The organism is Moorena sp. SIO4A1 (genome assembly GCF_010672065.1).
In the GTDB taxonomy this organism is placed as follows: domain Bacteria; phylum Cyanobacteriota; class Cyanobacteriia; order Cyanobacteriales; family Coleofasciculaceae; genus Moorena.
Genome location: NZ_JAAHHX010000047.1, coordinates 25,098 through 51,055 on the forward strand (window position 1 = coordinate 25,098; position 25,958 = coordinate 51,055).

Genomic DNA, 25,958 nt, shown 5'->3' on the forward strand with positions numbered 1-25,958 from the left:
TTAATTTGATTGATATTGACACATTCATAAAGGCTATTCTGGAGCCACTGGCAAGATGCCAGTTCTACACAGGGCTTATTCCCCAGCCACTGGCAAGATGCCAGTTCTACACAGGAACTATTCCCCGGCTACTGGCAAGATGCCAGTTCTACGCGGGACTATTCCGGCTACTGGCAAGATGCCAGTTCTACGCGGGACTATTCCGGCTACTGGCAAGATGCCAGTTCTACGGCGGGGAAAGGGGAAGAGGGAAAAGGGAAAACAGGGGAAAGGGCAAAAGGGTAAAAGGGTAAAGGGTTACAGAGTCCACGCACACCCACACACCACACGAAAACCAATATAGTCGAAGAGGTGCCTGAGAGCCGGAAGATAGTTGAGGCGAGACCCAGAACGGCAGTACCCAGGGTTGTCGTACCAGGAACCACCCCGCAACAGCCGCCTTTTATTATTGCGATTATCATTATCATTGTAATCTTCCCAGACACTACCATCTGTTGGTGCATCTTCATAGTTTGAGTGCCAATGGTCTGCACACCACTCCCACACATTCCCATGCATATCGTAGAGTCCAAAGTCATTGGCTACCCCAAAACTCCCCACTGGGGTGGTTTCCTGAACATATTTGCCTTTAGAACCAGAGCCATAAGTATAGTTGCCATCATAGTTAGCTAGGTCGGTTGTAATGGTCTCGCCAAAATGAAACGGAGTAGTTGTACCTGCTCGACAAGCATACTCCCACTCGGCTTCACTGGGCAAGCGATAAGGCCGTTTCGTATACTGGGACAGCCGCTCACAAAACTCTACCGCATCATACCAGGAGACTTGCTCTACAGGTCGGTTTTTCCCTTTAAAATGGGATGGATCGGGTTCAAGTTCTCTGTTGACTTGGGGTAGGGCGGCGACGGCTTGCCATTGGGCTTGGGTCACTGGGTATTTGCCCATGAAGAAGGATGTAACAGTGACTCGATGCTGGGGACTTTCATCATTAGTATGCCCCTCTTCGGTTTCTGGGGAACCCATGATAAAGCTCCCTTCAGGGATAGCAACCATCTCTAGCTCAACTCCATTCCCTAAGTCTTGGGTAAAACCATAAGCTTGGTGCTGATGACGGTGGATCGTTAATCCCGCATTTAATACAGACTTAAGATTAGTTTTGGTAACTTTTTGACCCAGGGCTTCTGTAAGCAGTTTCCATAACTTAGAGCCAACAGATTGTAAATATTTTGAGCTGTAGCCTAGTGAATGGGCGATTTCTTGGTAAGTCTGATTGTCTAATGCTCCTCTCAAGATGCTTCGTTGCAGGTCTGTAAACGAGGGTCCTGTTGAACCAAAAACTGCTTCTTCAGCGGTTTGAATGGGGTCTTTTACCTGTATCGTTGCCACTTCAAAGTCAAAAGGTTCTAAGTCAATCTCTGAGGATATCTCTTTCCCTGTTCTAAGCCCAATGGTTAGCACCTTACATTGAAAGGTTTGCAGGGGTGGTAAACCTTCAACCTCAGTCACTGTCTGCCCAGAAACTGACACCGTATTTGTCAGTGTTTCTGGTAATAACCAATCTGGGACTCTCAACTCCAAATCATCTAATTGATAGGGATTAAGTTCAGCTGGAGTAACTGTATCTGGCTGTCTTAGGACTCGCTGGATCAGTCTGGCGTACTCCACCAAGGTTGGTTCCTGTTGTAACTGAGGGGATAGCTCTGCGGTAATGCGTGTTAATCGTGCTAATTCTGCCCGCATACCTGATTCAGTAAGATTTTCAGAATCGGTTCCACTACTGGTTTCTATGAGCCCCTGGGCAATCTCTCGTGCTGCCTGTTTGCACTGTTCATCCCCTAAATACACCATTGCTGCCCAACGCTGTGCCTCTAATTCCTTTTGCTTTCTACCGGGATGAAGGTGACTCAGATACTTGACATAGTTGATTAAAACCTGAGCCACTTGCTGCATTCGCGGCTTACCAAAGCGGGGGTCTTGTTTCATTTGCTCTAGCAGATAGCCTCGGATATGAGTATCCATGGCGTAAAGCTCATAGCCCACCTGAGAACACAAATCCGACAGTAACAAATCAACCTCTGCCACCCACGGAACGTTTTCATTGCGCAAAAACTGATTGCGCAAGTAGTTCACTAGCTCCGGTGTTAGCACCAGAGGCAAAGCAGCATGATAGGCCAGGACCCGATAGGACTCATCAAAACGTTTTACAAACCGCTCGACGGCTTGCTGTGCTGCTTGTTGGTGCCATTGTTCTTCCTCAGCCACAGTTGTCATGATCAAGGGGAATGGAGGTGTTGTAGGGGTTGTCCACGTACAATGTCGATGGCATTACTTAATCCATCATTATCCATCTGGTACATTGGCACCAAATTAGCAATAATTTCTGCGGAACTACCCAGCCAACGGTCTTCTGGCATTGGATTTAACCAAGCCAAGAGGGTGGTGTGCCGCTTTAGCTTAAACAGAAAGCTGGTAGTTGCCCGAATCCTCTCTAACTTACGATACCCCCTTGCTGCTCCAGCATCACTGACTATTAATACGCTGGTTTCCTGGTCACAGATTGTGAATAGGGTTTGCAGGGGGATGGGTTCTGTCAAGTAGAGGTCTTTGTAGACACTAGCAGCAGGTACGTTATGGAAATAGAACACATTGACCTTTTCTGGTTGCAGAGTGCTTTCATACTGTGCCGTTTCTACCAACTCACTGGTGAAGCGATGAAACGGAGTCATTGAACCATTCTGATCCAAGACTAGTAGGAGATGGGCATGGTTTTGTTCACGTCTGCGGTAGACTGGAGCCAGATAAAACCCTTGCCGAGTTGCTTGCTTAACGGTTGCCGCTTCATCCAGTTGATCCATTGACCCATCGGCAATCGGTCGGCGCAAATACCTCCAGTTATAGACCATTGAACGGCGGGAAATGGGATAGTATGTCTGTAAGCTAGAAGTATCTTCGTTTTCTACAAAGGTAGAGGGTGCCCGCACCGGTAAGGATGACCAGTCCGGTTTTGGTTTGCTCTCGGTAACAACCTCCTGGGGTGGTGACTGCAATAATTTCTGGGATACCTTGAGCTGCTCCTGATCAGGTTTAGGCTTGGGTTTTTCTGAAACACTACTTTCAGACTGTTTGGAGGGAGAAATAACCCCCAAGGACTCCCTGATGGAGTCCCAGATGGAGTCAAACTGACTTTGTTCTGAGCGAGAGTGACACCATAAAAGCTTTAATGTCTCTGCCAGTGCCGTTTCATCCTCTCCAAATCCCCCTTTTACCGCTTGCCGTGCTGCGAAAAGTTCCCCTACGCCAAGCTGAAATCTGTTTTGGCGCAGGCTAATGAAAGCACGAGTTACCCAATCTTGGGGGTTAAAGGAGTTCATGAGGCTTTAGCATATTTTTTCCAGTCTTGTTGCAGCTTAAACAGTAACTCTGGATAGGGGAGCAGCTTGTTTTTTTCTAGTTGTTTTGGATTGTAAGGCTTTGACTCAAAGGTATGAAGGGCTTTGAGCCAATCGAGAAATTCACTAGTTCCTGGTTTCTTGAAGAGACCCCCTTCGTTCCAGACCTTCAGGAAACGGGCGATCGCAGTATCGACTAAATCCGCAGGGGGTGGTGCTTCCTCACAAACCTGGTAGTGTTTATCAACAATTTCCTGTAACTGCTTGGGGTCGTTAGGAAAGTCTAAGTAATGATACAGGCAACGACGGAGAAATGGTGCAGGCAGGTTACCTTTTTCCTTATTACTAGTAATGAACACAATGGGTTTGTGTGTTGCTGTAATGGTTTCTCCAGTTTCTTTTATTTTAAATTCCCAAGGCTCATCTAATACGGTCAGTAAGTCATTGGGAAAATCTAAATCTGCCTTATCTATCTCATCAATTAATACCACAGCTGGACAATCCTTCAACCTAAAGGCTTTCCCTAAGGCACCAAATTGACGATAGTGTTTAGCATTAGCGGGATTGCGATTAACTGCTTCCGAGTCTTCCTGGTCTAAGTCTTCCTGATCCAAGTCTTCTGGCTCCGGTTGTCCATGAGCAACGGTGGGCTCTGGTGCTACTTTTTGAGTGTGTACATCATGTAATCGGAGAATAGCATCATATTCATAGAGTCCATCTTCGGCTTTGGTTGTTGAACGCACATCCCAGCGATAAAGGGGCAGTCCTAATTCATAGGCAACCGCTGAAGCCAAACGAGTTTTACCACACCCCGCATCCCCTTCTAATAGTAACGGTCGCCTGAGATAAATTGCTAAATTTACCGCTTTTTTTAATTCTGGAGATACCACATAAGGCTCTGGATTTTGTGGGGAATCTTTATGAGCATTTTTAGGTCTGCGAGTAAGATGATTTTCAAAGGTCAGTTTAGTCGGTAACTTCATAAGCTACTCCATGAAAAAATTAACTTAGCTTATTCCTTAGCGCATCACAGATCAGTTTAGGGGTGCCACCACGGCTTGACTTATACACACTCTTAGCCATGGGAGAAATTATATTTTTAGATAATCTTGAGTATTTGGTTAACCAAAGCCTTATTTCTTTCTCAGTCCACTCCTTCAAAGGAATTGCCAAAAATTTAGTTTTATCAAAGCATCTTTCGTTACAAAAAAATGACAAGTTTGAACATTCATCCGATATATTATCATCTGAAACAACAACAATTATAAATTTTACTTGTTCGATATCTTGGTTTTTGCAAATCAAAGGGACTTTTTCAATTAATGATTTCCAAAAAAAATTGACTAACCATTCCAAGAAATTTGCTTGATTATCTAGTAAATCAATTTTTTTTAATTCAATAAAAATAATACTTCCATTTTTGATAAGCTCTGAAAATTTTTCAATGATTTTTAAATATTCATCTTTACCTTTGATTTCATTAATTCCTAAGTATCCTCCTAATCCTTGTAAAAACCCTACTTCATCTAATCTTCTGTCAACCGAAAATGCTATCTCATAATGCTGTAAGTCGGTTGTCTCATCTTTTAATAAATTTTGAATTTCTAAACATAATAAATCTCCTGCCATATTTAAACTTTCATTGATAAAAAATAATGCTAGTCCATTCTCTTCAAATTCATCAAAAATATTTTTTATAAGTTTAATTTGCTCTTTAAAGTCAAGTTTGGAAAGTTTGTCTTCTAAAGCTAAAAAGCGGCGATTAGCATTTTGAATGGAGTCCTTTTGCTTTAGTTGATTGTCTTTATCTGTTATTTGCTGATACAAATTATTAAGTTTTCTTTTCAGGCGAACGCGCTCAGCTTCATCTATGGCTGCACGGTATTGTCTTCTGCAAGCTTCTTCTTCCTCCATTAAGTCTGCAATCTCTTGTATAAGCTCTCGTCGTCGATTAGAATCAGAAAACATCTATGGATTAATTTAAAGTATCAAATAATAATTTTGCAGAACAACTATTCCAATTAACTCCTATTCAATCAAAGTTGTTCAAGCTGCTCTTGTATCTCAGCTATTTGCTCAGACAAATTATTAAGTTTCCTTTTCAGTCGAATGCGCTCAGCATCATCTATAACTCCACGGTATTGTATTCTACACGCTTCGTATTCTTCTTCTAAATCTTCAAGGTCTTCCTGAAGACGAGTTAGTTGACGTGAGGATTGACTGGGAGGCTGAGTAGGCATAGTTTGAGGCAAAACATCAGGTTCAACGGATTTAAACAACTGTCCTCCCTCATTATCCTCCCAACGCAGATACAGCACCGGACGATACCACTGATTCCCTTCAATACCCATAGCACTTTGTCCCCGACCCAATGCGATCGCTAATGACTCTTGTTCCCCCACTGAACGATAAAACTCTTCCGCAAACGCACTAGCGGCATCCACCCTGATGGAATAGGTCATGGCTACTACAGCAGGAATACCTGCACCAATCAAACTCTGTGCCACCCCATTGAAGACAGACTCACTCTTACCAGACATGGCACTTTTGCAAGCACTCAAAACAACTAAAGCAATTCCCGATGCTGAATGGGGTTGCTCTCGAAGCTGCAAATTACCTAAGAGTTCTCCCAGTTCCTTGGCACTGACATAATCAGCTTTGGCATCTGAGTCTTCAAACACCAAATAACCTTGAGGTTTTTTTGCCAATGGGGCACCGCATTCACACTGAGTTACACCCTGGTTATAAACTTTCTTGCACCCTATTTCATTACAGCGCTTGCCAAAAAAGCCATGTCCATCAAAATGCAGAACCTGAGGAACTGCTGAGGTTTGGCGCTTTGACAATCGCCTGCGGAGTGCTTTTAATGTAGCAGATTCTAGAATTTCCAGTTGAATTTTCCCTTGTTCCTGAGCCCGTTGCAATCCGTTTGCGATCGCATCTGCTTCAACAGCAGGTAACGATTTCAGTCCGATTCTCTCATCCCCTGCCCCAGAGGAAATCAACAGGACATTGAGCCGTTCAACTCCAGGTAAATTAGGACGAGGACTACGATAGGCAATATAGCGCGAGAAGGTCACCCCTTGGTGGGCTAGAAACCCATACTGGTTATGGAGTAATTCCCAAGGATAATCAGTAATGCGCACAGGTTTGGGGTCTTCTGCTGGAAACCGCAACCGAATATGTAAGAAAATGCGATCGCGTTTAGCCTCTGCTACTGCTGCCTCTATTACCTGCTGAATGTCTTTACCTAATATTTCATAGAGCCTACGCCCAATAGTAGCCAAGTAGTCAGGCTCAAAAGCATTGCGCTCCGGTAGTAGCAGTTGCTCACGTACCATCCAAGCCTGCTCATCTTCCGAAAAGTTATCCTCTTTGAAGTGAGTTGACTCTAATATCTTAACTACCGTGAAACGTCTGTCCTGGACATCGGGAGTCTTACTGTCGAGAAAAGGCAGACCAGGTTCGTAATGGACTTCTCCTAAGGAACCCGACCCACTAACTTTGAAATAGTCTTGCTTGCCTTTAATGGGATAAAAGTGTAGTTCCAGCAGTTTCATTCCAAAATCCATATTTTATCACCTATGGCGACCATTAACTTTAGTTGGAATACCATCTGATTTTCTTTGGTATCGCCAGCATATCACCCTTAGTTTAACATCTTTGGGGCTAATTATAGCGTTTGTATTTGATTTGTGAACATAGGAGTTATTGGAAAAGGGAGCAGGCAGCAGGGAGCAGGGAGCAGTAGGAAATAGTTTGGAGTATTTTTTTGTGTTATTAAAAATTATCAAGATTGTTCATGACCTATTTATCAACGCTATATAAACGTTATATATATCTTGTTTGATACAGACCCATAAAGCACAGGAAAATAAAAACGGGGAATAGGATAAGATAATTTTGGAGAGTATCAACCCTCAACAAACTCCGGAATCCCTGGTGGCAACATTTCAGATACATTGAATAAACAATCTGGAAACTGTAACGGTGAAATTGTATGATTATCTGCCAGAATTACGTGACTTTGATACCCTTGAACAGTCGATTTTCGAAAAACATGCAATTGACGATTACTTAAATCAATCACCCAATAATCAGCAATTTTTGCCTCTGCATAATGGTTAGCTTTCAGTTCACAATCCCTCTTCAAGGTAGTATCAGCAACTTCAATAATTAAATAAATTTATGATGGTGTCGGATGATGGTCTAGGTATCGCAGTTCATCTGGCATAACTACGGCTAGATCTGGTTCGGGTTCGGAGTGATTACTTAACTGAATTGGTAATTGTGTTTGAACTAACCCTTGCTCTCTTAAACGATTATCCAACAATCGGCGAGTGAGCCGAATCGCAGTAGCATGGGGAGTTCCCTGGGGACTCATTTGTCTAATTATCTGTCCTGCAATTAATTCAACTGGTTCATCCGGCTGCAAAATTCCCACCTTAGCCATCCGGTGGTATTCCTCAACCGTCCACAGGCGCAATAATGTTAAAGGGGTTTGAGTTGTATCCATGGCTGGGAAAAAGGGAAAAGGGAAAGAGTGGGGAGATAGGGAGATGGGGAGATGGGGAGATGGGGAGATGGGGAGATTTTTATGGCTGTTTCTGAATTATAGCACTACCCATTGCGGAATATATGTAAGATACAGCGGTTTTTAGCCTAATGAGGTACACATAATTTTTGCCCTGTTCCCTCTTCTTTCTTCCCTATTCCCTGTTCCCTGTTCCCTGTTCCCTGTTCCCTGTTCCCTAAAACCATAAACTTTGTACCTCACCAAATTGAAAACCGCTATACAAGCTATTATGAATATTCAGGCTTTTCTTTTAATTTATTCTATAATAATATCAATATTATAGTTAATTTTATCAACAACTTTACAAAAAAACGTGAGATGATATAATCAATAAAAAAAAACAAAAAGCAGGAGCAAGCAATGAGTAATAGTGACTTGTATGATCAGGACTTCGTTATGTGGACTGAGACAACTTGCCAGCAACTCAAAACAAGAAACTTTGATGAGTTGGACATAGAGAATTTAATTGAGGAGATAACATCCTTGGGACGATTCGGCTTTCGCCGACGCTACGCGAACCGATAGACGAGAGCTTCAGAGCAGACTTAAAGTTTTGATGGAACACTTGCTTAAAAGGCAGTATGTGGATTCAGAAGATGATTATCGAAGCTGGGAAAATACCATCGAAGAGCAGAGAGAACAGATTAATATTCTGTTGTCTGAATCTCCTAGCCTCAAGCCTTATCTTGAATCAGTCTTTTCCGATTGCTACAGATATCCACTGAAGAAGGTTACCAGGAATTATCCATCTGTTAGTTTACCCCATAATTGTCCTTTCACGTCTGATATTTTAGATCAAGATTGACCTATTATAACTCCCGACTCCCGACTCCCGACTCCCGACTCCCGACTCCCTGAACTATAACCTATTACCACACTCCATGCTCGTTCTAAATCTAGCAAAAAAATGGTTAATTTGTCTGCTTCGGATTGCCACACCGCGAAATAATTAGCCATACCAAGGAGATAGGTTTGACTGTAAGAGTCTGGCAATTTACGAATTGTTGATAAAGGCAAATCAATCATAGTGGGTAGCCGATAAACCGGTATGGCGCAGGCGTCTCCCCCGGGAGTTTGAACGATGATCAAAAATTCCCCAACATTGGATAAATCAATAGGGAATTGTCTAACAGCAGCGGTTTACCCTAAACCTTGACCTAGGGGTACCTTAGCTTTACTAGGTTTGACTAGTATTGGTTTTAAAGGGAGCAGGGGAAAGGTTCGATTGTCTAGATGAATTAATCTGTTATCCCGGCTACTATCCCTAATGTTGCTGGAAAAATCCCTAACTTTCAAAACCACTTTCATTGGTAAGGCTAACCAATACTTAGCGATTTTAAATACAATAATTTGGACTTTTTTCATTTTATTACTCCCTGCTTTGTAAGCTATCAGCTATCAGTTATCAGTTATCAGCTATCAGCTTTTGAATAAGCGATGCAGAGGTGCGACCCGTGGCGAATTTAATTCGCCTACGGAAAACGCACCATTACGGTCTTGGGGTTTTCCCCCGGAGACGAAACCTGATTACGTTGAGCCTTTATGGTTGGTAGGCTATGCAGATGCATGGTTAAAACTTATTGATTAAGGCGAGCCTGTCTTACGGTAACTTCAAACCACTCGCTATTGCATCAAGACAACAGGTAAACATTGGTTTAATCTGAGTGAAGTCACAGCGTCGAAGCCTGTGCCACAAAGCTGACAGCTGGGCGTTGCTTAATAATGGAATGATTTTAAGGGTAGGTGCGTGCCTCCAAGGCCGCGAGCAATCCCTCGCGCCCTTGGGTCGCACCTGTAGAATGGGCATCTTGCGTGGAATGGGCATCTTGCCGTGGAATGGGCATCTTGCCGTGGAATGGGCATCTTGCAGTGGAATGTGATTTTGCCGTGGAATGGGCATCTTGCCGTGGAATGGGCATCTTGCCGTGGAATGGGCATCTTGCCGTGGAATGGGCATCTTGCCGTGGAATGGGCATCTTGCCCGTTTCATTTTCGGGCGGGCAGGATGCCCGCTCTACTCCGATTCATTTTTTGATTCAGCAACGCTGACGGCTGACCACTGACCACTGACGGCTGACCACTGATCACTGACGGCTGACGGCTGACTGCTGACCGCTGACGGCTTTATTAATTGTTGCTAAAATCTCTTCCTCTAAATACGGTTTAGTTAAATAAGCCATAGCTCCAAGTTCGGTAGCAAGTTGTTTGTATTTTTCTTGACTACGGGAGGTGAGCATAATAATAGGAATATCAGTTAAAGCTGGGTCTTGATGACTAAGACTCAAAAACTCAATACCGTTTAACCGTGGCATTTCTAAATCGCAGATTATCAGATCAACACCATCACTTTTGCGCAATAATTCTATCGCCTCTAAACCATCTTTAGCTTGCAGCACCTGGTTACCATTTCGTTCCAGAATTAGGCTTAAATTTTGTCGCTCAGTAATGGAATCATCGACAACTAAAAAGGTTTTATAAAGGTTACCCGGTTGTTCGCCTTTGGCGTTCGAGTAGGGTAAGTTGGCAGGTTGAAGGTTATTAGGTTGAAGGTTATCAGGTTGTTCGCCTTTGGCGTTCGAGTAGGGTAGGTTATCAGGTTGTCTATGATTAGGTTGAAGCTTGTCTGGAAAACCTTGGCCTTTCGGCCACGCTTTCGGCAAAGCCGTTCGCGTAGCGTGGCCTTCGGCCTCCGCTGCGCGAACGCGAACAACGTTCAACCTGCTAACTTTCAACTCTTCAGAACCTTCAACCTTCAACCTGCTAACTTTCAACTCTTCAGAACCTTCAACCTTCAACCTGCTAACTTTCAACTCTTCAGAACCTTCAACCTTCAACCTGCTAACCTTCAACTCTTCAGAACCTTCAACCTTCAACCTCCCAACCTTCAACTCTTCAGAACCTTCAACCTTCAACCTCCCAACCTTCAACAATGATCGCTGAGATTGATGAAGCTGCTGTACATACTTAAGTAACCCTGTACCGTCAATTACCAGAATCAAACGACCATCGGCCAAAATACTGCAACCATAAACATAGGGAGGATATGCGATCGCATTAGACAGCTGCTTGATCACGAGTTCTTGCTCTTCGAGTACTTGTTCCACTTCTAGTCCCACCCATCCTTCACCAGTATTCATCAATAGGATCGGATTAATCTCTTGAGGTTTAGTCAGCAAGGGATTCCAAGCTGGTACTGTCGATCCCTGTTGGGATGAGTATTCCAGTAAGGATAAGAGTTGGTAAACAGGGGTGCTATACTCATTCCCCCTGTGATGCCAATTCAGGATTTTTTGATCACTCACCATCTGGATTTGCTCAGATGCTGGCAACAATATCTGTTCAATGTCATTAGCCACAAACCCATACACTCTCTCATTAGCTTGAACCACTAGCACCCTGGCATTCCTGAGAGCTTCTTGGATCTGCAAGCAAAAGGTCGTGCCAAGACCCGGCTGGAAGCGAACCTTTACCCGACCGTTAATCCGTTGCAGTTGGGAGCGCACCACATCTAGGCCAATACCTCGTCCAGAAAGCTCGTTGATTTGAGAAACAGTGGAAAATCCTGGCTGACACAGTAAGTCTAATAGCTGATTTGGCTCCGGTGATTCGCCCAGGGCTTCCAAGTGCTCAACACTGAGCAGGTTGGTTTCCACGGCACGATGATAAATCTTTTCCAAGTCCAGTCCCTGACCATCATCTGTGACTTCAATGATGGTGCGATTTCCTTGATAGAAAGCACGAATTTCAATCTTACCGATAGCAGGTTTACCCCTTTCTTGGCGAACCTCCGAGGATTCAATACCATGGTCGAAACCATTGCGGACTAGATGCAGTAAAGCATCATAGAGATGATTAGCAATGGTTTTATCAACTAGGACATTAGTCACACTGAGGGTTAATTTCGCTGACTTGTGATGGACATTAGACAACTGCTGCACCATGGAGGGAAAGGATTTAAGCAGATGTTCCAGAGGTATAGTCCGAACAGATTGAAGAGTATCCCTGAGCTGAGTTGATAAACGCTGTTCTCGTTCCACACTAGCAGCAGCCGTAGTGGCTAACAGGCTCAGGTCTTCTGTAGCTTGAGTCAGTTGTAGGGTTTCTTCCCAAGCGGAATCCCACAGCTTGGAAATTTGCTGATTAGAGGAATGCTTCTTGAGCTGAGTGCGCAGTTGAGTCAGGGTTTGGCGATGTTGCTTGAGCCAATTGGAAAGTTTTTCAACTACCCCTTGACAGTTTTCATCCTGCCATCCTAACTGGTTTTGGTTAATTAGTAGTTCCCCAACTAGGTGAGATAGGTGTTTCAGACTTTCTAAATCAACCCGCACTGTGGCCGATGTCTTGATCGAGCCATCTGCTAATAAAGGCACACCAGCCTCTGCAGACTCCCGATCGGGAGGAGATATTGATATTTGGTTTAATTCTTTTGCTGATTCAGGGTTAACTGCTAACTCCGACTCTTGCTTAGGGTCAGTCTGAGCTTGGTTAAGATTGTCTGTTGCTACGGTTTCTGAAGATTCATCCAGAAAGATAGTATCTGGAAATATACTATCTGGAAGTATACTATCTGGCTCAAGATATTCCTCTTCAGGAAACACTTGATTCGCTTGCTCTTGTGCAAGAGAAATATTACCAAAAGTTTCCTCAAGTAATTCATCGATAGGTGGTGAAGGTTTAGGGTTAGCAGGTTGAAGGTTAGTTTGGGTTGAAGGTTGAAGGTTAGTTTGGGTTGAAGGTTGAAGGTTAGTTTGGGTTGAAGGTTGAAGGTTATTGTTGGTTGAAGGTTGTAGGTTATTGTTGGTTGAAGGTTGTAGGTTATTGTTGGTTGAAGGTTGTAGGTTATTGTTGGTTGAAGGTTCCAGGTTATTGTTGGTTGAAGGTTCCAGGTTATTGTTGGTTGAAGGTTCAAGGTTATTGTTGGTTGAAGGTTCAAGGTTAGTGTTGGTTGTTCGCGTAGCGTGGCCTTTTGGCCAAGGTTTTGAACCTTCAACGTTCCAACCTTCAACGTTCCAACCTTCAACGTTCCAACCTTCAACGTTCCAACCTTGGCCTTTTGGCCACGCTTCGCGAACAACCTGTAACTCTTCTTCTGACCCAGCTAATTGTTGAAGGGCGAGGCTGGGGTTTCCTCCACGAGTGCGATCGCCTGCTAAGACAGCGGTATGAGCTTCCTGGAAATTCGTTAAAGCAATCTTGGCAATTTCCATCACCTGTTCAGGGTTAGCGTCAAGGGCTTTGAGGGTATGTTCGGCAATTGCTTTAAACCCTGGTAAGTTCAAGGATTCCCCCAACCCTACAAATATTTCACCTTGTTCTCGCAAGGTCTCAGCAATCTCTATCAACGTAGCCTTGTCATGATCAGGGGTTGGAGGTTCAAGGTTAGCAGGTTGAAGGTTAGTTTGGGTTGAAGGTTGAAGGTTAGCAGGTTGAAGGTTAGTGTTGGTTGAAGGTTGAAGGTTAGTGTTGGTTGAAGGTTGAAGGTTAGTGTTGGTTGAAGGTTGAAGGTTAGTGTTGGTTGAAGGTTGAAGGTTAGTGTTGGTTGAAGGGTGAAGGTTAGTGTTGGTGGAAGGGTGAAGGTTGTCTGGAAAACTTTCAACATTCAACCTGCCAACCTGTAACCCTTCAGAACTTTCAACATCCAACCTGCCAGCCTGTAACCCTTCAGAACTTTCAACATTCAACCTGCCAACCTGTAACCCTTCAGAACTTTCAACATCCAACCTGTCAACCTGTAACCCTTGAGAACTTTCAACATCCAACCTGTCAACCTGTAACAACGAAGCTAGGTGATCGATTCGTTGTTTAACTCCTACTTCAAAGATAGATTGGACAATATCAAACCCAAGTTCTGCTGATGTAGGTAGAGAAGCTTGATAGTCAAAACAATTTCCTAATTTAGCTTGCAGTTTAGCAAACACCCCTGCAGCTCGGTTGATAATCTCAGTATTCTTGTTCAACTCCCCGGTCATTTCAGCGGTCAGTGCCATCCTGAGGCACTGATATCCCTCAAACATTAGTGTTTCTAGCTCTGTATCAATGGTTGCCTCAGGGGCTAACATTGCCCGGAAGACATCTTCGAGATAATGTGCTACACTCTTTATGGTGTCTTGCTGGACATTAGCAGCTGCGCCTTTCAGGGTATGAGTCGCTCGCATTAAGTCATAAAGTTGGTTTTTTGGCTTGTCCGGTGTCAAAGCCAGCAAGTCTTGTTCAATAACTTGCAGCAAGTCCTGGGCTTCCCCAAGAAAATATTGATAGGTTTCTGGATCAATAGTTGACATTTTTTTAGGGAGTAGGGAGTAGGGAGTAGGGAGTAGGGAGTAGGGAGTAGGGAGTAGGGAGTAGGGAGTAGGGAGTAGAAACTTGACTGTACCTGATAAGTATAATCAACGCTATATAATTCAAGGGAATAATAATCCCTAAAACCAATCTCAAAGCGCCAGTTGCTCCCCAACCTCCCCGCGCCCGGGCCCCACACTACTCGCGCCCAGGTTCCACACTCCCCACCCACAGCGCTATAACTAGTTCACGGTAAACTGCTCAACAGCTGCCTGTAGGTTTTTGATGGTGGTGAGGGATTCCTTGAAGGACTCCCAAAGCTCGGTAGAGTCTTCAGAAGTATTGGTGGATATGGCGGCAACTTCTTTCATGGTTTGGGTGACGGATTGTGATTGTTCCAGTTGGGCGAGGGTTGCCTGGGTAATGTCTGCAACTAACTGGCTAATCTCAGCAGTAGCTGATGCGATCGCATTTAGATTGCCCTTGCTTTCTTCTACCAGTTCTGTGCCAGTATTAACCTGAGCGATCGCGACTTCGGTCACTTTAATCACTTCTCGGGTCTGAGTGCGGATTTCAGCAACTAAATTAGAAATTTCCGTAGTTGCCTTGGCCGACTGTCGAGCTAAGGAGCGCACCTCATCAGCTACTACCGCAAAACCTTTACCATACTCCCCAGCCCTGGTGGCTTCGAGAGCAGCATTGAGGGAGAGTAGCTGGGTTTGGGTCGCAAAATCACTAATCAAATTTAAGACCCGGTCAACATTTTGAGAGTATTGACTTAACTGTCTAATTTGATGGCTGGCTTCCTCCACACTATCCCGAATTCCTAGAATTCCCTCCACCGTGCGGTTCATAGCTGTTTCCCCCGATGCTACTTTTTGGTTTGCCTCTTGCACAGCTCGGTCGATGGATTGGGCACTAGTAGTTACCGCTTGGGTAGAGTTAACCATGCTCTGGATTTGATCCATCGCTTGGGTCAACTCCTGACACTGATGCTGGGCTTCTTCAGAAAGTTTAGTAATTGCTGCTTCACTCTCTGTAGCCGTTTCAGCGACTTTCACAGAAGCTGAGAGTACCTGGATTACAATTTGCCGTAAACTCTGAATGGTGTTATTGTAGGCATCTGCAATAGTTCCCAGTTCATCATTGGTAATCGGAGCTCTAACGGTCAAGTCACCGTCTAGAGAAGGTCGGACAGCTGTGAGCAAATCAATAGCACGTTGTTGGAATAATTCCCTAGCCTCCTTTTCCCGTGATGCTAATTCTGCTAATTGTTGGGATTGCGATCGCAATTGTTCCAAATACTCAGCTCGCTGCAACGGTACACTCATCTGAGCGGCAATCTGAAGCATCCAATTAATCTCTTCCGTTTGCCAATCCCTAGCTTCAGAATTTTGATAAGCAGCCAGTAAACCCCACAGTGTATCCCCTTGGAAAATCGGCACAATAGTATAGGCTCTGGCCTGATATCGCTCTAGCTGCTCGATATAACAACTTGAAAAATCCCCTTTATAGATATCACTAACCACCCAGAAGGGTTTCTCTTCCCTAGAGAGATTGCCTTGGATGCTTTGCAGATAGGTATCTCGGATGGTTGGGGCTTGCTGGCTAAACTGCTCAGGGGTATTTCCAGCCACCGTTTTCACGATACATTCACTAATATTTTTGTTGATGAGGGGATTATTAGTCTGTTCCTGGATTAGGGAAGTCCAGCCACTAGCCACAGACTCAGCCACAAAGGAGCCACTCCAATCAGAATTGAAGCGATATATTGTAACACGGTCAACCCCTAAGAGTTGACGAACTTCGTTGGTGGTAACATTAAAAATAGTGCGCAGGTCTTGGGATTGTTGAATTTTATCCGTGACCTTATTCAGTACTCGTTCTCGTTCTGCTCCTTGACGTAATTCCTCAGACTTTAACCGCTGTGCCTCCAGTAGCTGAGCTTGTTGCAATGCTACTTCTAACTCAGCTGCAATCTCCAGCATCCAGCTAACTTCTGACTCCCGCCATTGCCTGATATCAGAGTTTTGATAGGTAGCCAATAATCCCCAGAGTTTTTCATTCTGGTAAATAGCTACAATCACATAAGCTCTGGCTTGATAACTTTCTATAACTTCCAGATAACAAGGGGTGAACTCCTGATTGTAGATATCTTCCACCACCCGGTAGGTTTCCCCCCTACTATAGGCACCCCCCTGGGTTTCTTGAAGATAAGTATCGACCTGGTTAATTATTGGTTCAGTGGCCAATTCTTGGATGCTGCATTCGCTGATATCAGCCCTTAGGTGTGGGCTATTAGTCTGGCTCTGAAGCAGAGAAATCCAGCCTCCAGCCACTGACTCTGCTACAAATTCACCACTCCAATCGGGATTAAAGCGATAGATAACTGCTCGGTCAGTTTTGAGCAGTTGTCGCACTTCTTGAGTTGTGGTCTGGAAAATAGTCTTGATATCCAGAGAACGGCGAATTTTGTTAATGACTTTCGCCACAGTTGCCTCCCGTGCCTGCTGCTGTTGCAACTGAGTGCGTAACTCGTCGGTAGCTAGGTGAAGGGATAGTTCTGTGGCAATAGTCCGAAAGCAATTAATCTGTTGTGGAGTCCAGGATGGAACCGACCTGTCTTGGTTTGTCTTTACCTGGCATCGCTGCAAGACCAACAAACCCCAGGCTTTACCCGATACTGGCAAGCATAAGCTGAGACTGGATTGAACTTGAAATTTCTCCAGCAGCTGGAGTTGGTAGGGAGTGACCGAATCATTGCTGACCTGATCGATAATTACCCTTGACTGCTGCAAATAGTCTGTGGACAAGTCAGCCCCAAAAGCAGTAGCATCTAGCTTTTCCCCGACCGCAGGAGTCCACCCCCGTTCTACTGCTTCTGCCAAAACTATTCCGGTGCGAGAAGAATTGAAGCGATAAATTAACACCCGCTCGGCTTGGCTGAGATGTTGCACCCCATTGACTGTATTGTTCAGTAAGGTTTCCCAGTTCCCAGCTTGATTCATTAATTTGCTAACCTCTAACAATTTTTCATGCTGGGCTTGGAACTGTTGTTGGAGTGCCTCTTCGTAGCTAAGCTTCAATTGCTGAATTTCCAGATTTACCCCTGCTGTAAACTGCTCAACCTCCTGACCAAAGGATTCAAATTGCTCCAAACTTTTTTTCAGCTCTAGTTTATCTACCCTTCGGCGTTGGTCTAGATCAGTTTTTAGCCTGTCTAGGCTAGCGTTAAATCCCTCTAGGTTGGGGCGAGGAGAGTTAAAAAAATGTGGAGTATTCTCCTTGAGTAGATTTTGATTTTCTAAGAGCAGTTCTGAATCGTTATCATCCCATTGTGCTTCTGACATCTGCCTAGAGTCGTAAATTTTAATTATACTTCATACTTTATATCAAGTGCTGCTTGAACAATTCGTTGGGCATCTAAGATAATACTACTGGCTTCGGGAAGATAGGCTTTGACAAATTCCCCAAATCTGAGGGGCAATAATCGATCAGGGGGTTGTAAGTTTTGCCAATGGTGCTGTTCTATTTCTTCCACTTGTGAAACCACCAGTCCCAGAAGTTTGCTGTTGAGTTGAAGTACAATCACCATGATTTTTGTCCTGGAGATGTCTTTGGGTTGCCAAACAGCCGGAAATCCTAGGAGATAGTTTAGATCTAACAACCACAGCATTTCACCACGCCAGTTGTAAATCCCAATCACACTATCGGCAGTATGGGGAATTGGCAAAATTTCAGCAACCGACACATTCAGAATTGCTTGGATGTAGTTTACCTCTAACAAAGCCCCATTGCCAGACCCTACCTGGAAGCGCAAAAATTTCTCCTGGGGGGGAAGTTGGCCATCAACACTGACCTTAACGGGGGTAGCCAGAGGTAATTGAGCTTGATTCCCCTGGAAATGATGTTCATTGTTCTGCCAGGAGACAGGATAATGAGCTTGATTAGTTCTCACTGTTGAGCCTGACTCTACCCAAGTAGACAAGTCTAGCACCACCGGAATGCTTTCTACTTTAATTTGTTTGCGCCATGCTGGTTGTTTTTCGGTTAGGCTACGCCCCAAAATTTTGACGGTATCAATTGAGTTTGGTTTTAGCTTGCTGATGGTGTAGTAGATAAATCTTACCACAGCTCCTGGTTTTGGAGCGGGGTCTGCTTCGAGTAAAACCAATAAACAGCTATCGTGAAGTTTAACTTTAGCTATAATACCTTCGTGCTGAAGTTTGTGATTCAGTATGGCAGCGATGACGTTCGGGTTTCCCTGTTTAGCTAATTGTAAAATTTTGCTGGTCTTGGAAATCTGCTCTTTGCTCATCACACCAAGTTACTATCCAAATGATCAAAAATTTATGATAAATACAATTCCAAGGTATTTAATTGCTTGATTTGTAATGATTTTTCATTTTGGTTAGAGTGATTGCTCACGTTTTTAAAATTGGGTGAATTTATGGGCCAATGAAAACCAGGGTTGAATCTACTTGTAATAGCTTGAGTGCTAAGCTATTACGCTACGGTCAGGAAAAATTTACTGGCCGACTGGATCTGAAGGTGTCAACTGCTCAGCAATGGAGCTTCTACTTGAGCTATGGCCGTTTGGTATGGGCATCTGGCAGTGTTCATCCCACTAGGCGTTGGTGTCGGCAGATACTCTACCATTGTCCTGAGGTTAATCCTAATCGGATTGCCCTGAAAAAGATAGAGCCAGAGTCCTGTTGGGACTACCACTTGATGGTGCTGTTAGCACGGAAACGAATGATTAACCCCCAACAGACGGTGGTTGTAATTAAAGGCACTGTAGCAGAAATATTGTTTGATATCTTCCAGAGCCTAACCTTAGTTTCTCGGGAGAAAACCCTAATTCAACCCAGTAATGATTCTGTGTCGTCAAACACCATTGAAACTACGGTCAAGAAGCCTGACAATTTCTTGCTCAATGCCCAGTTGGGAGTACGTCCCTCTATCCAGGGGATTTTGCCACAAACGTGGATGTTAGAGGTAGAACCAACTATCAAGCAAGTTCAACAGGTCTGGCAGCAGTGGTCAGAAATGGGTTTGGAGGATGTTTCTCCTGACTTAGCACCGGTGCTGTTGCAAAAGTCGGCTTTGCAAGAGCAAACCTCAGTGGCCACCTACAAAAATTTGGTAACCCTCATCAACGGTAAGCGCACTCTTCGAGATATAGCAGCCCTGATCAAACGAGATCTGTTACTGCTGACGCGATCGCTAAATCCTTATATTCAGAAACAACTGATTGAACTAGTAGAAGTGCCTGATTTGATAGCTCCTTTCTTTGTAGATATCCCCGCCAAGGCAGACATTAGTACCCAAAACTCCCAAACCCAAAAATCCCACAAGAAGTCTGATCAGCCATTAATAGTCTGTATTGATGACCACCCCCAAACCTGTAAAATTATGAAGGACGTGATTCAATCAGCAGGTTATCGATTTTTAGGAATCCAAGACTCTATCAAAGCTCTACCGTTGCTACTCAAACATAAGCCAGATTTAATATTCTTGGATTTGGTGATGCCGATTGTTAATGGCTACGAAATGTGCGCCCAGATCCGCCGGGTGTCAATGTTTGCCAATACACCAGTGATTATTCTGACTGCTAAAGATGGTATTGTGGACCGGGTACGAGCCAGAATCGTTGGGGCGACTGATTTCCTGACCAAACCCATCGACAATCAGAAAGTAGTGGCAAAGGTGCGCAAGTATCATACAACCTCGCCCAGCAAGACCGATCCAGTTTAAAAAGGCAAGACTCCGGAAGTGAAGCAAGAGTCTAGAGGTAGGGGGAATCAAAAATTGTCCTAGGTCAACGGTTAACACTCAACGGTTAACACTCAACAAACAATAACTATTGAATCAGCTCCTCTAGGGTACACAGCAGTTCTTCTGGATTCACTGGTTTAGCTAAGTAGGCATCAGCCCCCAGCATCTTTCCCCAAATTTTGTCCACCTCAGTACCTTTGGTGGAGCAAATCACCACAGGAATCTGGCTAGTGTGAGGATTAACTTTCAGGGCTCGACAAAACTCAAAACCACTTTGACCAGGCAAAATTACATCTAAAACCACTAAATCTGGCGTATGGTGAGATAATTTTTCCCGAGCCTCCTCAACGCTAGCCACGCCAGTAACCCCCAAACCCGCTTGTTGCAAACAGCGAGTTAGGTACTGTCTTTCTGTTACGCTATCTTCTACCACCAAAACAGTTTTCATAGATTAAAGTATAGCACCTTATACAGAAAATGTGTTAATGGCAAGGGCAAAATTACTGATAAAATCATGGTTTTTATATAGCGCTAGTGTTTGGTTCAGGGTGAACTCAGCTCTTCCACCCAAAGGTATAGCGCTACGCGCAAGTCCGCAAGTCCGCAAGTAAGCTATGACTAAGTTTCGGAGTTTAGGAATGTCAAACACCTTAATGCGTAGTGCTATATTATCTAAAATCCGGTTGAATAACCATACTTCCTGGTGACCAGAGCAAAGGAGGGAGTAGGGAAAACGGAAATAGGGAATCGGAAAAGGATAATAGGGAATAGAATAGTAAATTAAGCAATTTTTAAAGGTCAGCAATCAAAGATTTTAAATACTTTAAAATTTGGTAAAAAGTGTAGAGATAGCAGCCAATTGTGAGTTTACTAAAATATAGTTGGTATTTTAAATGTAAAATTGTATGTTTTTTTATGTCCAATAAAAATCATGATATCTTTCCCATTTTGCCTCTTGCATTTTTCGGCAATAAGTGTGTTTACAACCGAGATATAAATGCTATATATAGCGTTTATTATAGCTATGAGGTACACAGGATTTTTTACCTCTTGCCTCTTGCCTCTTCTCTCTTCCCTGCTCCCTGCTCCGAACTCGCCCCGCGTGGCCTACGGCCTCAGTCCCTGCTCCCTAACACCCAGAATTTTGTACCTCATGACTATGATAAGTGCTATATTAGGAATCTTGACTTCTGAATCGAGACTATTAAATCGGAGTATAGTTGATTCTTTATGGTCTGTAAAGCTAGTATCCTAAATATTATTAGAGACTTAACAGTAGAGAGTTGACAGTATAAAAAATTCACAATATTATCACAAACTCAGCCTAAGCTTGAGAAGCCTGAGTCAAGAAGGCTTCTTGGGCTGTTTACATAGCAGTAACACACAGGAGAGTTTTTTCAGTCAACCGGCTCGGATTCCAAAAATCGGATTCATAAAATGATCAGCTAGGGCTGATAAGTACATAGAGAGTTCAAAACAGTACTAGTCATGATCCTAACTAGTCATGATCCTAAACCACCATTACCCATTTCCCCACTGGTCAATGACCCAAAGCCAGCCTCTGAGTTATCTAGGCTTGGTACAACAACTGCGGGTCAGCAATCGAGAGGATTAACAATGGTGGTTAATGTATCAGGGCGCATCCAGCTTATCAGCAGTCATACCAGCGACTGGGAGTTTAATTGGTTAGTTAAAAGTCAGTTAAAATTCACCCATGTAGACTCTCGTATCCTGGTTTGTGATCGCTGCATTGGTGTTGCTCAACTATGGCAGCCAAAGGCAGGGCAGCTGGGGAAAAAGACTCCTGTGGATGAAATCCTAAGAAACCTAATTGAAGAAGTATCCCGCTACCCAGACCCAAGTCCTGAGCGGCAGAAAGCCTTGAATCGTCTCCTGAGCGTTGTTCAAAATCTACCTGGCATTTACAAATCTTCCCACGTAGACTCTCTAGAGGCGTTAAATCGAACCTGGGAATGGGTCACTCGCAATCTAGACCAGTTTGAGCCAACTTCAACCTCCCTTGAAAAAAGCTTAGTGACCTGGATCAACGGATATTTACGCTGGCGCATCCGAGATTTATATATCTCAGATAGTAGATATCCAGGGATTAGCACTAATCAACCGATCGGTAACAGTGAGGGAGATTCAAGGACTCTAGAAGACCGGTTGCCAGACCCTAGACCTTCCTTGAGTAGACTGGATGATTACATTGAAGAAATCCAGACAGCTGAACGCCAGCGTCTAAGTAAAGCCATTCTCGAAGAAATTAAAAACGATCCAGATCGGAAATTAATCGGTTGTCATCCCCGCAAATATCCCAAATGTAATTGTCAGTTATTAGCAATGCGGTTGCTAGTACAAGAACCACCCCAGAGAATTGCTGACATTGCTAGAGAATTTAACGCTAACCAACAAACTCTCTACTCTCACTGGAAGAAAAAATGCCTGCCAAGGCTGCAAGACATCGGTAAAACGTTTGGATATCAACCATGACTATTACAGAATCAACTAATATTAAAGTTTCTATTAGCCCATACGCTCATAGTTATGCAGCACAGTTTGCTGCTGAACAAACCACCCCTCGGAAGGGAAAACACGTCTATTTAAATACTTTAGCAGTTTATGCTGTTAACAACTATCTTAAATGGCTCGAGATTCCCAGTAATCTTGCTCAAAGTGATTGTTGGAATCCCGGTTTAAGAGCATTGTTTGATGTAGCTGATCTGGTTTTGCCCAACATTGGTAAATTGGAATGTCGTCCAGTGTTACCAGGTGAGTCAGCCTTGAACGTGCCACTAGAAGTGACCGAAGACCGGATTGGCTATGTGGCAGTGCAGTTCAGTGAGCAATTAGACCAGGTAGAGTTATTGGGATTTGCTCCGTATCATGCGATCGCTAAATCCCTAGACCCTTTACCCCTAGAACAGCTTGAATCTCTCGATACACTAATTGACAAGATTGATTGGATTAAGAAATCGGTGAGGGTAACCCAATGGTTTGAGGAACTATTTCAGGCAGATTGGCAAGCACCAGCCTCACTGCTACCTGAGTATAGGTACAGGTCTAGTTTCAAAACCGTTACTTTCTTCAGAGGATCTGAGTTAGGTATCAAGCGGCGCTCCAACCAAGAACCGAGGATACAGGCTTTAAGGGGTAATGACAGATCAACGATGCGAGCCAAGCTAATGGACTTAGCTGGTCAAGGGGTAGTCTTGCTGCTGCAAGTGAATTTCCAACCTCCTGATACTGAAGATATCGATATTTTTATGCGGCTATATCCTGCGGGGGATGCAATGTATTTACCACCAGATTTGCAGGTGAATTTACTGGATGAATCGGGAAAGTCTTGTATGAAAGCTCAAGCTGGAAAAACTAACGACAAGATCCAAATCGATTTCAGTTGCCAACCAGAGGAACGATTCAGTGTCAGATTAAAATTGGGAGATATAAGTATCACGGAAAAATTTATAATTTAGGTAAGCTATCAGCTATCAGCTTATGCGCTACGCGCACGCTTCGCGAACAGCTATCAGCTTATGCGCTACGCGCACGCTTCGCGAACAGCTATCAGCTTATGCGCTACGCGCACGCTTCGCGAACAGCTATCAGCTTTTGAATAAAACAGGTAAGCATTAGTTTAATCTGAGTTACGTTAGCTGACCACTGACCGCTGACCATCGGAGTTGTAAAATCAAGAGGAAAACCCACCCCACGGTCGAGGTGGGGTGTGGCCTTATTTAATTAATTTGGCAAATGTTCACTAAACTCATCTAGGGAGTTAACCGTTAATGCTGTTGCCATCAACTCTTCTAATTGTTCGAGAGTTAAGGCTTGAATTCTGACGGATATCTCGACAGGAATCTCGGAAAATCGCAGTTTAAGGATGCGCTCTAAACTGCCTCGACGTTCTTGTTTGATTCCTTGTTCAATCCCTTGTTCAATCCCTTGTTCAATCCCTTGTTCAATCCCTTGAGCAAGACCCTCTTGTAAAATCTCTTGATACCAGGGTGATTCTCGTAATACTGTCATATCCCACCTCATGATTTGTTGAATTAAGGGTATTTCTTCTTGATGCAGTCGCTCATGGGGGAAACCCCCAAGACCGCGCTGCATCGCTAATACAAAACTAGCAAAGAACGCTAAGAGCGGTTCTAGTTGATTTAAGGTTTGATCCGCTCGTAAAGCCTGCACCGCTGACCGCAATTTCGATTCACTACCACCTCCAAATAAGATTGGGACAAATGGAAATAGGGGAGGCAAAGGTTGTTCTAATACTAATTCAGCATCTACTTCCCAGAGATTAATTACCCGATAATCTTGACGGGCTTTTAATCCCATGAATTCCTTGTCGTAGCAATTTTCAATGGTGACTGTGGATGGGGGCGGCAAGATATTAATTAATACCGGATAAGCGGATAGGTTGTATTTTTCCTCAGCTAAAGCGACATAATTGCGCATTCTCTGAGGCATGTTCTGGTCATACCGTAGTTGTAATTCATTGAGAATCAGAAATTCCGAGTGTTCAGGACTAGACGCTTTTAGAATCACATCACTTTCGCGACTAATCCATTGAAACTCAGCATCAAGTAACTGAGATGCCCGCACTTGGGGATTACCGGTTACCCATTGCACCCAAGCATTAGGAGCGAGACTGATTAGGCGTTTGCTACCAATATCTGCACGTTTTGCCATACAATACAATTGATCGAATCAATACTAATTTTTGAGTTACGCCCACCCCACGGTCGAGGTGGGGTGTGGCCTTATTTAATTAATTGGGCAAATGTTGAGTAAACTCATCTAGGGAGTTAACCGTTAAGGCTGTGGCCATCAACTCTTCTAATTGTTCGAGAGTTAAGGCTTGAATTCTGACGGATATCTCGACAGGAATCTCGGAAAATCGCAGTTTAAGGATGCGCTCTAAACTGCCTCGACGTTCTTGTTTGATTCCTTGTTCAATCCCTTGTTCAATCCCTTGTTCAATCCCTTGTTCAATCCCTTGTTGAATTCCTTGAGCAAGACCCTCTTGTAAAATCTCTTGATACCAGGGTGATTCTCGTAATACTGTCATATCCCACCTCATGATTTGTTGAATTAAAGGTATCTCTAGGACAAAGCTAGCAAAAAAAGCTAACAACGGTTCTAGTTGATTTAAGGTTTGATCCGCTCGTAGCGCCTGCACCGCTGACCGCAATTTCGATTCACTACCACCTCCAAATAAGATCGGGACAAATGGAAATAAGGGAGGCAAAGGTTGTCCTAATACTAATTCAGCCTCTACTTCCCAGAGATTAATTACCCGATAATCTTGACGGGCTTTTAATCCCATGAATTCCTTGTCGTAGCAATTTTCAATGGTTACTGTGGATGGGGGCGGCAAGATATTAATTAATACCGGATAAGCGGATAGGTTGTATTTTTCCTCAGCTAAAGCGACATAATTGCGCATTCGCTGAGGCATGTTCTGGTCATAGCGTAGTTGTAATTCATTGAGAATCAGAAATTCTTGATGTTGAGGACTCTTTGCTTTCACAATCACATCGCTTTCGCGACTAATCCATTGAAACTCAGCATCGAGTAACTGAGATGCCCGCACTTGGGGATTACCGGTTACCCATTGCACCCAAGCATTAGGAGCGAGACTGATTAGGCGTTTGCTACCAATATCTGCACGTTTTGCCATACAATACAATTGACCGAATCAAGAATAATTTTTGAGTTACGCCCACCCCACGGTCGAGGTGGGGTGTGGCCTTATTTAATTAATTGGGCAAATGTTGAGTAAACTCATCTAGGGAGTTAACCGTTAATGCTGTGGCCATCAACTCTTCTAATTGTTCGAGAGTTAAGGCTTGAATTCTGACGGATATCTCGACAGGAATCTCTGAAAATCGCAGTTTAAGGATGCGCTCTAAACTCCCTCGACGTTCTTGTTGGAT

At 43.9% G+C, this 25,958-nt stretch carries 25 protein-coding genes and 1 pseudogene; 9 read left to right on the top strand and 17 right to left on the bottom strand.

Going from position 1 to position 25,958, the window contains the following annotated elements:
* The first annotated feature begins 55 nt into the window (after positions 1-55).
* Positions 56-343, top strand: coding sequence for a hypothetical protein (locus tag F6K53_RS25335; protein WP_293082590.1), 288 nt, complete (start codon positions 56-58; stop codon positions 341-343).
* On the opposite strand, the gene F6K53_RS25340 is transcribed toward F6K53_RS25335, so the two are convergent.
* The 6 genes and pseudogenes from F6K53_RS25340 to F6K53_RS25365 form a co-directional block, all read right to left on the bottom strand.
* Entirely contained in the window at positions 298-2,268 is a 1,971-nt protein-coding gene (locus F6K53_RS25340) for a formylglycine-generating enzyme family protein (protein ID WP_293082593.1), read from the bottom strand. The genes F6K53_RS25335 and F6K53_RS25340 overlap by 46 nt on opposite strands.
* A gap of 2 nt (positions 2,269-2,270) precedes the next feature.
* A complete protein-coding gene (locus tag F6K53_RS25345; RefSeq protein ID WP_293069975.1) occupies positions 2,271-3,368 on the bottom strand; it encodes a VWA containing CoxE family protein in 1,098 nt (365 codons plus the stop codon).
* A complete protein-coding gene (locus tag F6K53_RS25350) occupies positions 3,365-4,369 on the bottom strand; it encodes a MoxR family ATPase (protein ID WP_293069977.1) in 1,005 nt (334 codons plus the stop codon). Before F6K53_RS25350 ends, F6K53_RS25345 begins: the two co-directional genes overlap by 4 nt.
* A gap of 19 nt (positions 4,370-4,388) precedes the next feature.
* On the bottom strand, positions 4,389-5,354 hold the full coding sequence (locus tag F6K53_RS25355) for a hypothetical protein (RefSeq protein WP_293069979.1): 966 nt from the start codon (positions 5,352-5,354) through the stop codon (positions 4,389-4,391).
* Positions 5,355-5,422: 68 nt separating this feature from the next.
* Positions 5,423-6,958: a CHAT domain-containing protein gene (locus F6K53_RS25360; protein WP_293069981.1), complete on the bottom strand. Its 1,536-nt coding sequence runs from the start codon at positions 6,956-6,958 to the stop codon at positions 5,423-5,425.
* A 341-nt stretch (positions 6,959-7,299) separates the two neighbouring features.
* A pseudogene (locus F6K53_RS25365) lies at positions 7,300-7,902 on the bottom strand (Uma2 family endonuclease).
* Positions 7,903-8,322: 420 nt separating this feature from the next.
* Here F6K53_RS25365 and F6K53_RS25370 point away from each other — a divergent pair.
* Positions 8,323-8,487, top strand: coding sequence for a DUF29 family protein (locus F6K53_RS25370; protein WP_293035832.1), 165 nt, complete (start codon positions 8,323-8,325; stop codon positions 8,485-8,487).
* 31 nt (positions 8,488-8,518) lie between these two features.
* Positions 8,519-8,767 carry a DUF29 domain-containing protein gene (locus F6K53_RS25375; protein ID WP_293070021.1) on the top strand — a complete coding sequence of 83 codons (249 nt, stop codon included), beginning with the start codon at positions 8,519-8,521 and terminating at the stop codon, positions 8,765-8,767.
* On the opposite strand, the gene F6K53_RS25380 is transcribed toward F6K53_RS25375, so the two are convergent.
* Both F6K53_RS25380 and F6K53_RS25385 read right to left on the bottom strand, forming a co-directional pair.
* Positions 8,758-9,051 (bottom strand): hypothetical protein, encoded by a 294-nt coding sequence (locus F6K53_RS25380; RefSeq protein WP_293069983.1) that lies wholly within the window; start codon positions 9,049-9,051, stop codon positions 8,758-8,760. The two genes, F6K53_RS25375 and F6K53_RS25380, sit on opposite strands and share 10 nt — an antisense overlap.
* A 51-nt stretch (positions 9,052-9,102) precedes the next feature.
* Positions 9,103-9,327, bottom strand: a complete 225-nt coding sequence (locus tag F6K53_RS25385) for a hypothetical protein (RefSeq protein WP_293069985.1) — start codon at positions 9,325-9,327, stop codon at positions 9,103-9,105.
* 378 nt (positions 9,328-9,705) lie between these two features.
* On the opposite strand from F6K53_RS25385, the gene F6K53_RS25390 reads away from it, so the two are divergent.
* Positions 9,706-10,011, top strand: coding sequence for a hypothetical protein (locus F6K53_RS25390; protein ID WP_293069987.1), 306 nt, complete (start codon positions 9,706-9,708; stop codon positions 10,009-10,011).
* Positions 10,012-10,046: 35 nt separating this feature from the next.
* Here the strand turns inward: F6K53_RS25390 and F6K53_RS25395 are convergent, their stop codons facing one another.
* From F6K53_RS25395 to F6K53_RS25410, 4 genes are all read right to left on the bottom strand, one after another.
* Complete coding sequence (locus tag F6K53_RS25395; protein WP_293069989.1) at positions 10,047-14,243, bottom strand: response regulator; 4,197 nt, start codon at positions 14,241-14,243, stop codon at positions 10,047-10,049.
* A gap of 4 nt (positions 14,244-14,247) precedes the next feature.
* Complete coding sequence (locus F6K53_RS25400; protein WP_293035846.1) at positions 14,248-14,397, bottom strand: hypothetical protein; 150 nt, start codon at positions 14,395-14,397, stop codon at positions 14,248-14,250.
* 86 nt (positions 14,398-14,483) lie between these two features.
* A complete protein-coding gene (locus F6K53_RS25405) occupies positions 14,484-17,591 on the bottom strand; it encodes a GAF domain-containing protein (RefSeq protein ID WP_293069991.1) in 3,108 nt (1,035 codons plus the stop codon).
* Between the two features lie 23 nt (positions 17,592-17,614).
* The gene (locus F6K53_RS25410; RefSeq protein ID WP_293035850.1) at positions 17,615-18,559 is read right to left on the bottom strand and encodes a chemotaxis protein CheW; all 945 of its coding nucleotides are present in this window, start codon (positions 18,557-18,559) and stop codon (positions 17,615-17,617) included.
* Positions 18,560-18,699: 140 nt separating this feature from the next.
* Here F6K53_RS25410 and F6K53_RS25415 point away from each other — a divergent pair, with 140 nt between their 5' ends.
* Positions 18,700-19,998, top strand: coding sequence for a response regulator (locus F6K53_RS25415; protein ID WP_293069993.1), 1,299 nt, complete (start codon positions 18,700-18,702; stop codon positions 19,996-19,998).
* Positions 19,999-20,104: 106 nt separating this feature from the next.
* Here the strand turns inward: F6K53_RS25415 and F6K53_RS25420 are convergent, their stop codons facing one another.
* Both F6K53_RS25420 and F6K53_RS25425 read right to left on the bottom strand, forming a co-directional pair.
* The gene (locus tag F6K53_RS25420; RefSeq protein WP_293069995.1) at positions 20,105-20,467 is read right to left on the bottom strand and encodes a response regulator; all 363 of its coding nucleotides are present in this window, start codon (positions 20,465-20,467) and stop codon (positions 20,105-20,107) included.
* 18 nt (positions 20,468-20,485) lie between these two features.
* On the bottom strand, positions 20,486-20,824 hold the full coding sequence (locus tag F6K53_RS25425) for a hypothetical protein (protein ID WP_293069997.1): 339 nt from the start codon (positions 20,822-20,824) through the stop codon (positions 20,486-20,488).
* A 219-nt stretch (positions 20,825-21,043) separates the two neighbouring features.
* On the opposite strand from F6K53_RS25425, the gene F6K53_RS25430 reads away from it, so the two are divergent.
* From F6K53_RS25430 to F6K53_RS25445, 4 genes are all read left to right on the top strand, one after another.
* Positions 21,044-21,274 carry a hypothetical protein gene (locus F6K53_RS25430; RefSeq protein WP_293082595.1) on the top strand — a complete coding sequence of 77 codons (231 nt, stop codon included), beginning with the start codon at positions 21,044-21,046 and terminating at the stop codon, positions 21,272-21,274.
* Positions 21,275-21,507: 233 nt separating this feature from the next.
* Entirely contained in the window at positions 21,508-22,512 is a 1,005-nt protein-coding gene (locus F6K53_RS25435; RefSeq protein ID WP_293070000.1) for a hypothetical protein, read from the top strand.
* Entirely contained in the window at positions 22,509-23,495 is a 987-nt protein-coding gene (locus tag F6K53_RS25440; RefSeq protein ID WP_293070001.1) for a DUF1822 family protein, read from the top strand. Before F6K53_RS25435 ends, F6K53_RS25440 begins: the two co-directional genes overlap by 4 nt.
* A gap of 22 nt (positions 23,496-23,517) precedes the next feature.
* Entirely contained in the window at positions 23,518-23,655 is a 138-nt protein-coding gene (locus F6K53_RS25445) for a hypothetical protein (RefSeq protein WP_293027424.1), read from the top strand.
* 105 nt (positions 23,656-23,760) lie between these two features.
* Here F6K53_RS25445 and F6K53_RS25450 read toward each other — a convergent pair whose 3' ends face one another.
* From F6K53_RS25450 to F6K53_RS25460, 3 genes are all read right to left on the bottom strand, one after another.
* Positions 23,761-24,711, bottom strand: a complete 951-nt coding sequence (locus F6K53_RS25450; RefSeq protein WP_293070002.1) for an Rpn family recombination-promoting nuclease/putative transposase — start codon at positions 24,709-24,711, stop codon at positions 23,761-23,763.
* A gap of 79 nt (positions 24,712-24,790) precedes the next feature.
* On the bottom strand, positions 24,791-25,702 hold the full coding sequence (locus F6K53_RS25455; RefSeq protein ID WP_293070004.1) for an Rpn family recombination-promoting nuclease/putative transposase: 912 nt from the start codon (positions 25,700-25,702) through the stop codon (positions 24,791-24,793).
* 79 nt (positions 25,703-25,781) lie between these two features.
* A complete protein-coding gene (locus F6K53_RS25460; protein WP_293082600.1) occupies positions 25,782-25,958 on the bottom strand; it encodes a DUF4351 domain-containing protein in 177 nt (58 codons plus the stop codon).

Bases quoted from the DNA above. Each gene is read 5' to 3' on its own strand.
- F6K53_RS25335 (WP_293082590.1), top strand. From the start codon at position 56: ATGCCAGTTCTACACAGGGCTTATTCCCCAGCCACTGGCAAGATGCCA.
- F6K53_RS25340 (WP_293082593.1), bottom strand. From the start codon at position 2,268: ATGACAACTGTGGCTGAGGAAGAACAATGGCACCAACAAGCAGCACAG.
- F6K53_RS25345 (WP_293069975.1), bottom strand. From the start codon at position 3,368: ATGAACTCCTTTAACCCCCAAGATTGGGTAACTCGTGCTTTCATTAGC.
- F6K53_RS25350 (WP_293069977.1), bottom strand. From the start codon at position 4,369: ATGAAGTTACCGACTAAACTGACCTTTGAAAATCATCTTACTCGCAGA.
- F6K53_RS25355 (WP_293069979.1), bottom strand. From the start codon at position 5,354: ATGTTTTCTGATTCTAATCGACGACGAGAGCTTATACAAGAGATTGCA.
- F6K53_RS25360 (WP_293069981.1), bottom strand. From the start codon at position 6,958: ATGGATTTTGGAATGAAACTGCTGGAACTACACTTTTATCCCATTAAA.
- F6K53_RS25370 (WP_293035832.1), top strand. From the start codon at position 8,323: ATGAGTAATAGTGACTTGTATGATCAGGACTTCGTTATGTGGACTGAG.
- F6K53_RS25375 (WP_293070021.1), top strand. From the start codon at position 8,519: ATGGAACACTTGCTTAAAAGGCAGTATGTGGATTCAGAAGATGATTAT.
- F6K53_RS25385 (WP_293069985.1), bottom strand. From the start codon at position 9,327: ATGAAAAAAGTCCAAATTATTGTATTTAAAATCGCTAAGTATTGGTTA.
- F6K53_RS25395 (WP_293069989.1), bottom strand. From the start codon at position 14,243: ATGTCAACTATTGATCCAGAAACCTATCAATATTTTCTTGGGGAAGCC.
- F6K53_RS25405 (WP_293069991.1), bottom strand. From the start codon at position 17,591: ATGTCAGAAGCACAATGGGATGATAACGATTCAGAACTGCTCTTAGAA.
- F6K53_RS25410 (WP_293035850.1), bottom strand. From the start codon at position 18,559: ATGAGCAAAGAGCAGATTTCCAAGACCAGCAAAATTTTACAATTAGCT.
- F6K53_RS25415 (WP_293069993.1), top strand. From the start codon at position 18,700: ATGAAAACCAGGGTTGAATCTACTTGTAATAGCTTGAGTGCTAAGCTA.
- F6K53_RS25420 (WP_293069995.1), bottom strand. From the start codon at position 20,467: ATGAAAACTGTTTTGGTGGTAGAAGATAGCGTAACAGAAAGACAGTAC.
- F6K53_RS25430 (WP_293082595.1), top strand. From the start codon at position 21,044: ATGAGGTACACAGGATTTTTTACCTCTTGCCTCTTGCCTCTTCTCTCT.
- F6K53_RS25435 (WP_293070000.1), top strand. From the start codon at position 21,508: ATGATCCTAACTAGTCATGATCCTAAACCACCATTACCCATTTCCCCA.
- F6K53_RS25440 (WP_293070001.1), top strand. From the start codon at position 22,509: ATGACTATTACAGAATCAACTAATATTAAAGTTTCTATTAGCCCATAC.
- F6K53_RS25445 (WP_293027424.1), top strand. From the start codon at position 23,518: ATGCGCTACGCGCACGCTTCGCGAACAGCTATCAGCTTATGCGCTACG.
- F6K53_RS25450 (WP_293070002.1), bottom strand. From the start codon at position 24,711: ATGGCAAAACGTGCAGATATTGGTAGCAAACGCCTAATCAGTCTCGCT.
- F6K53_RS25455 (WP_293070004.1), bottom strand. From the start codon at position 25,702: ATGGCAAAACGTGCAGATATTGGTAGCAAACGCCTAATCAGTCTCGCT.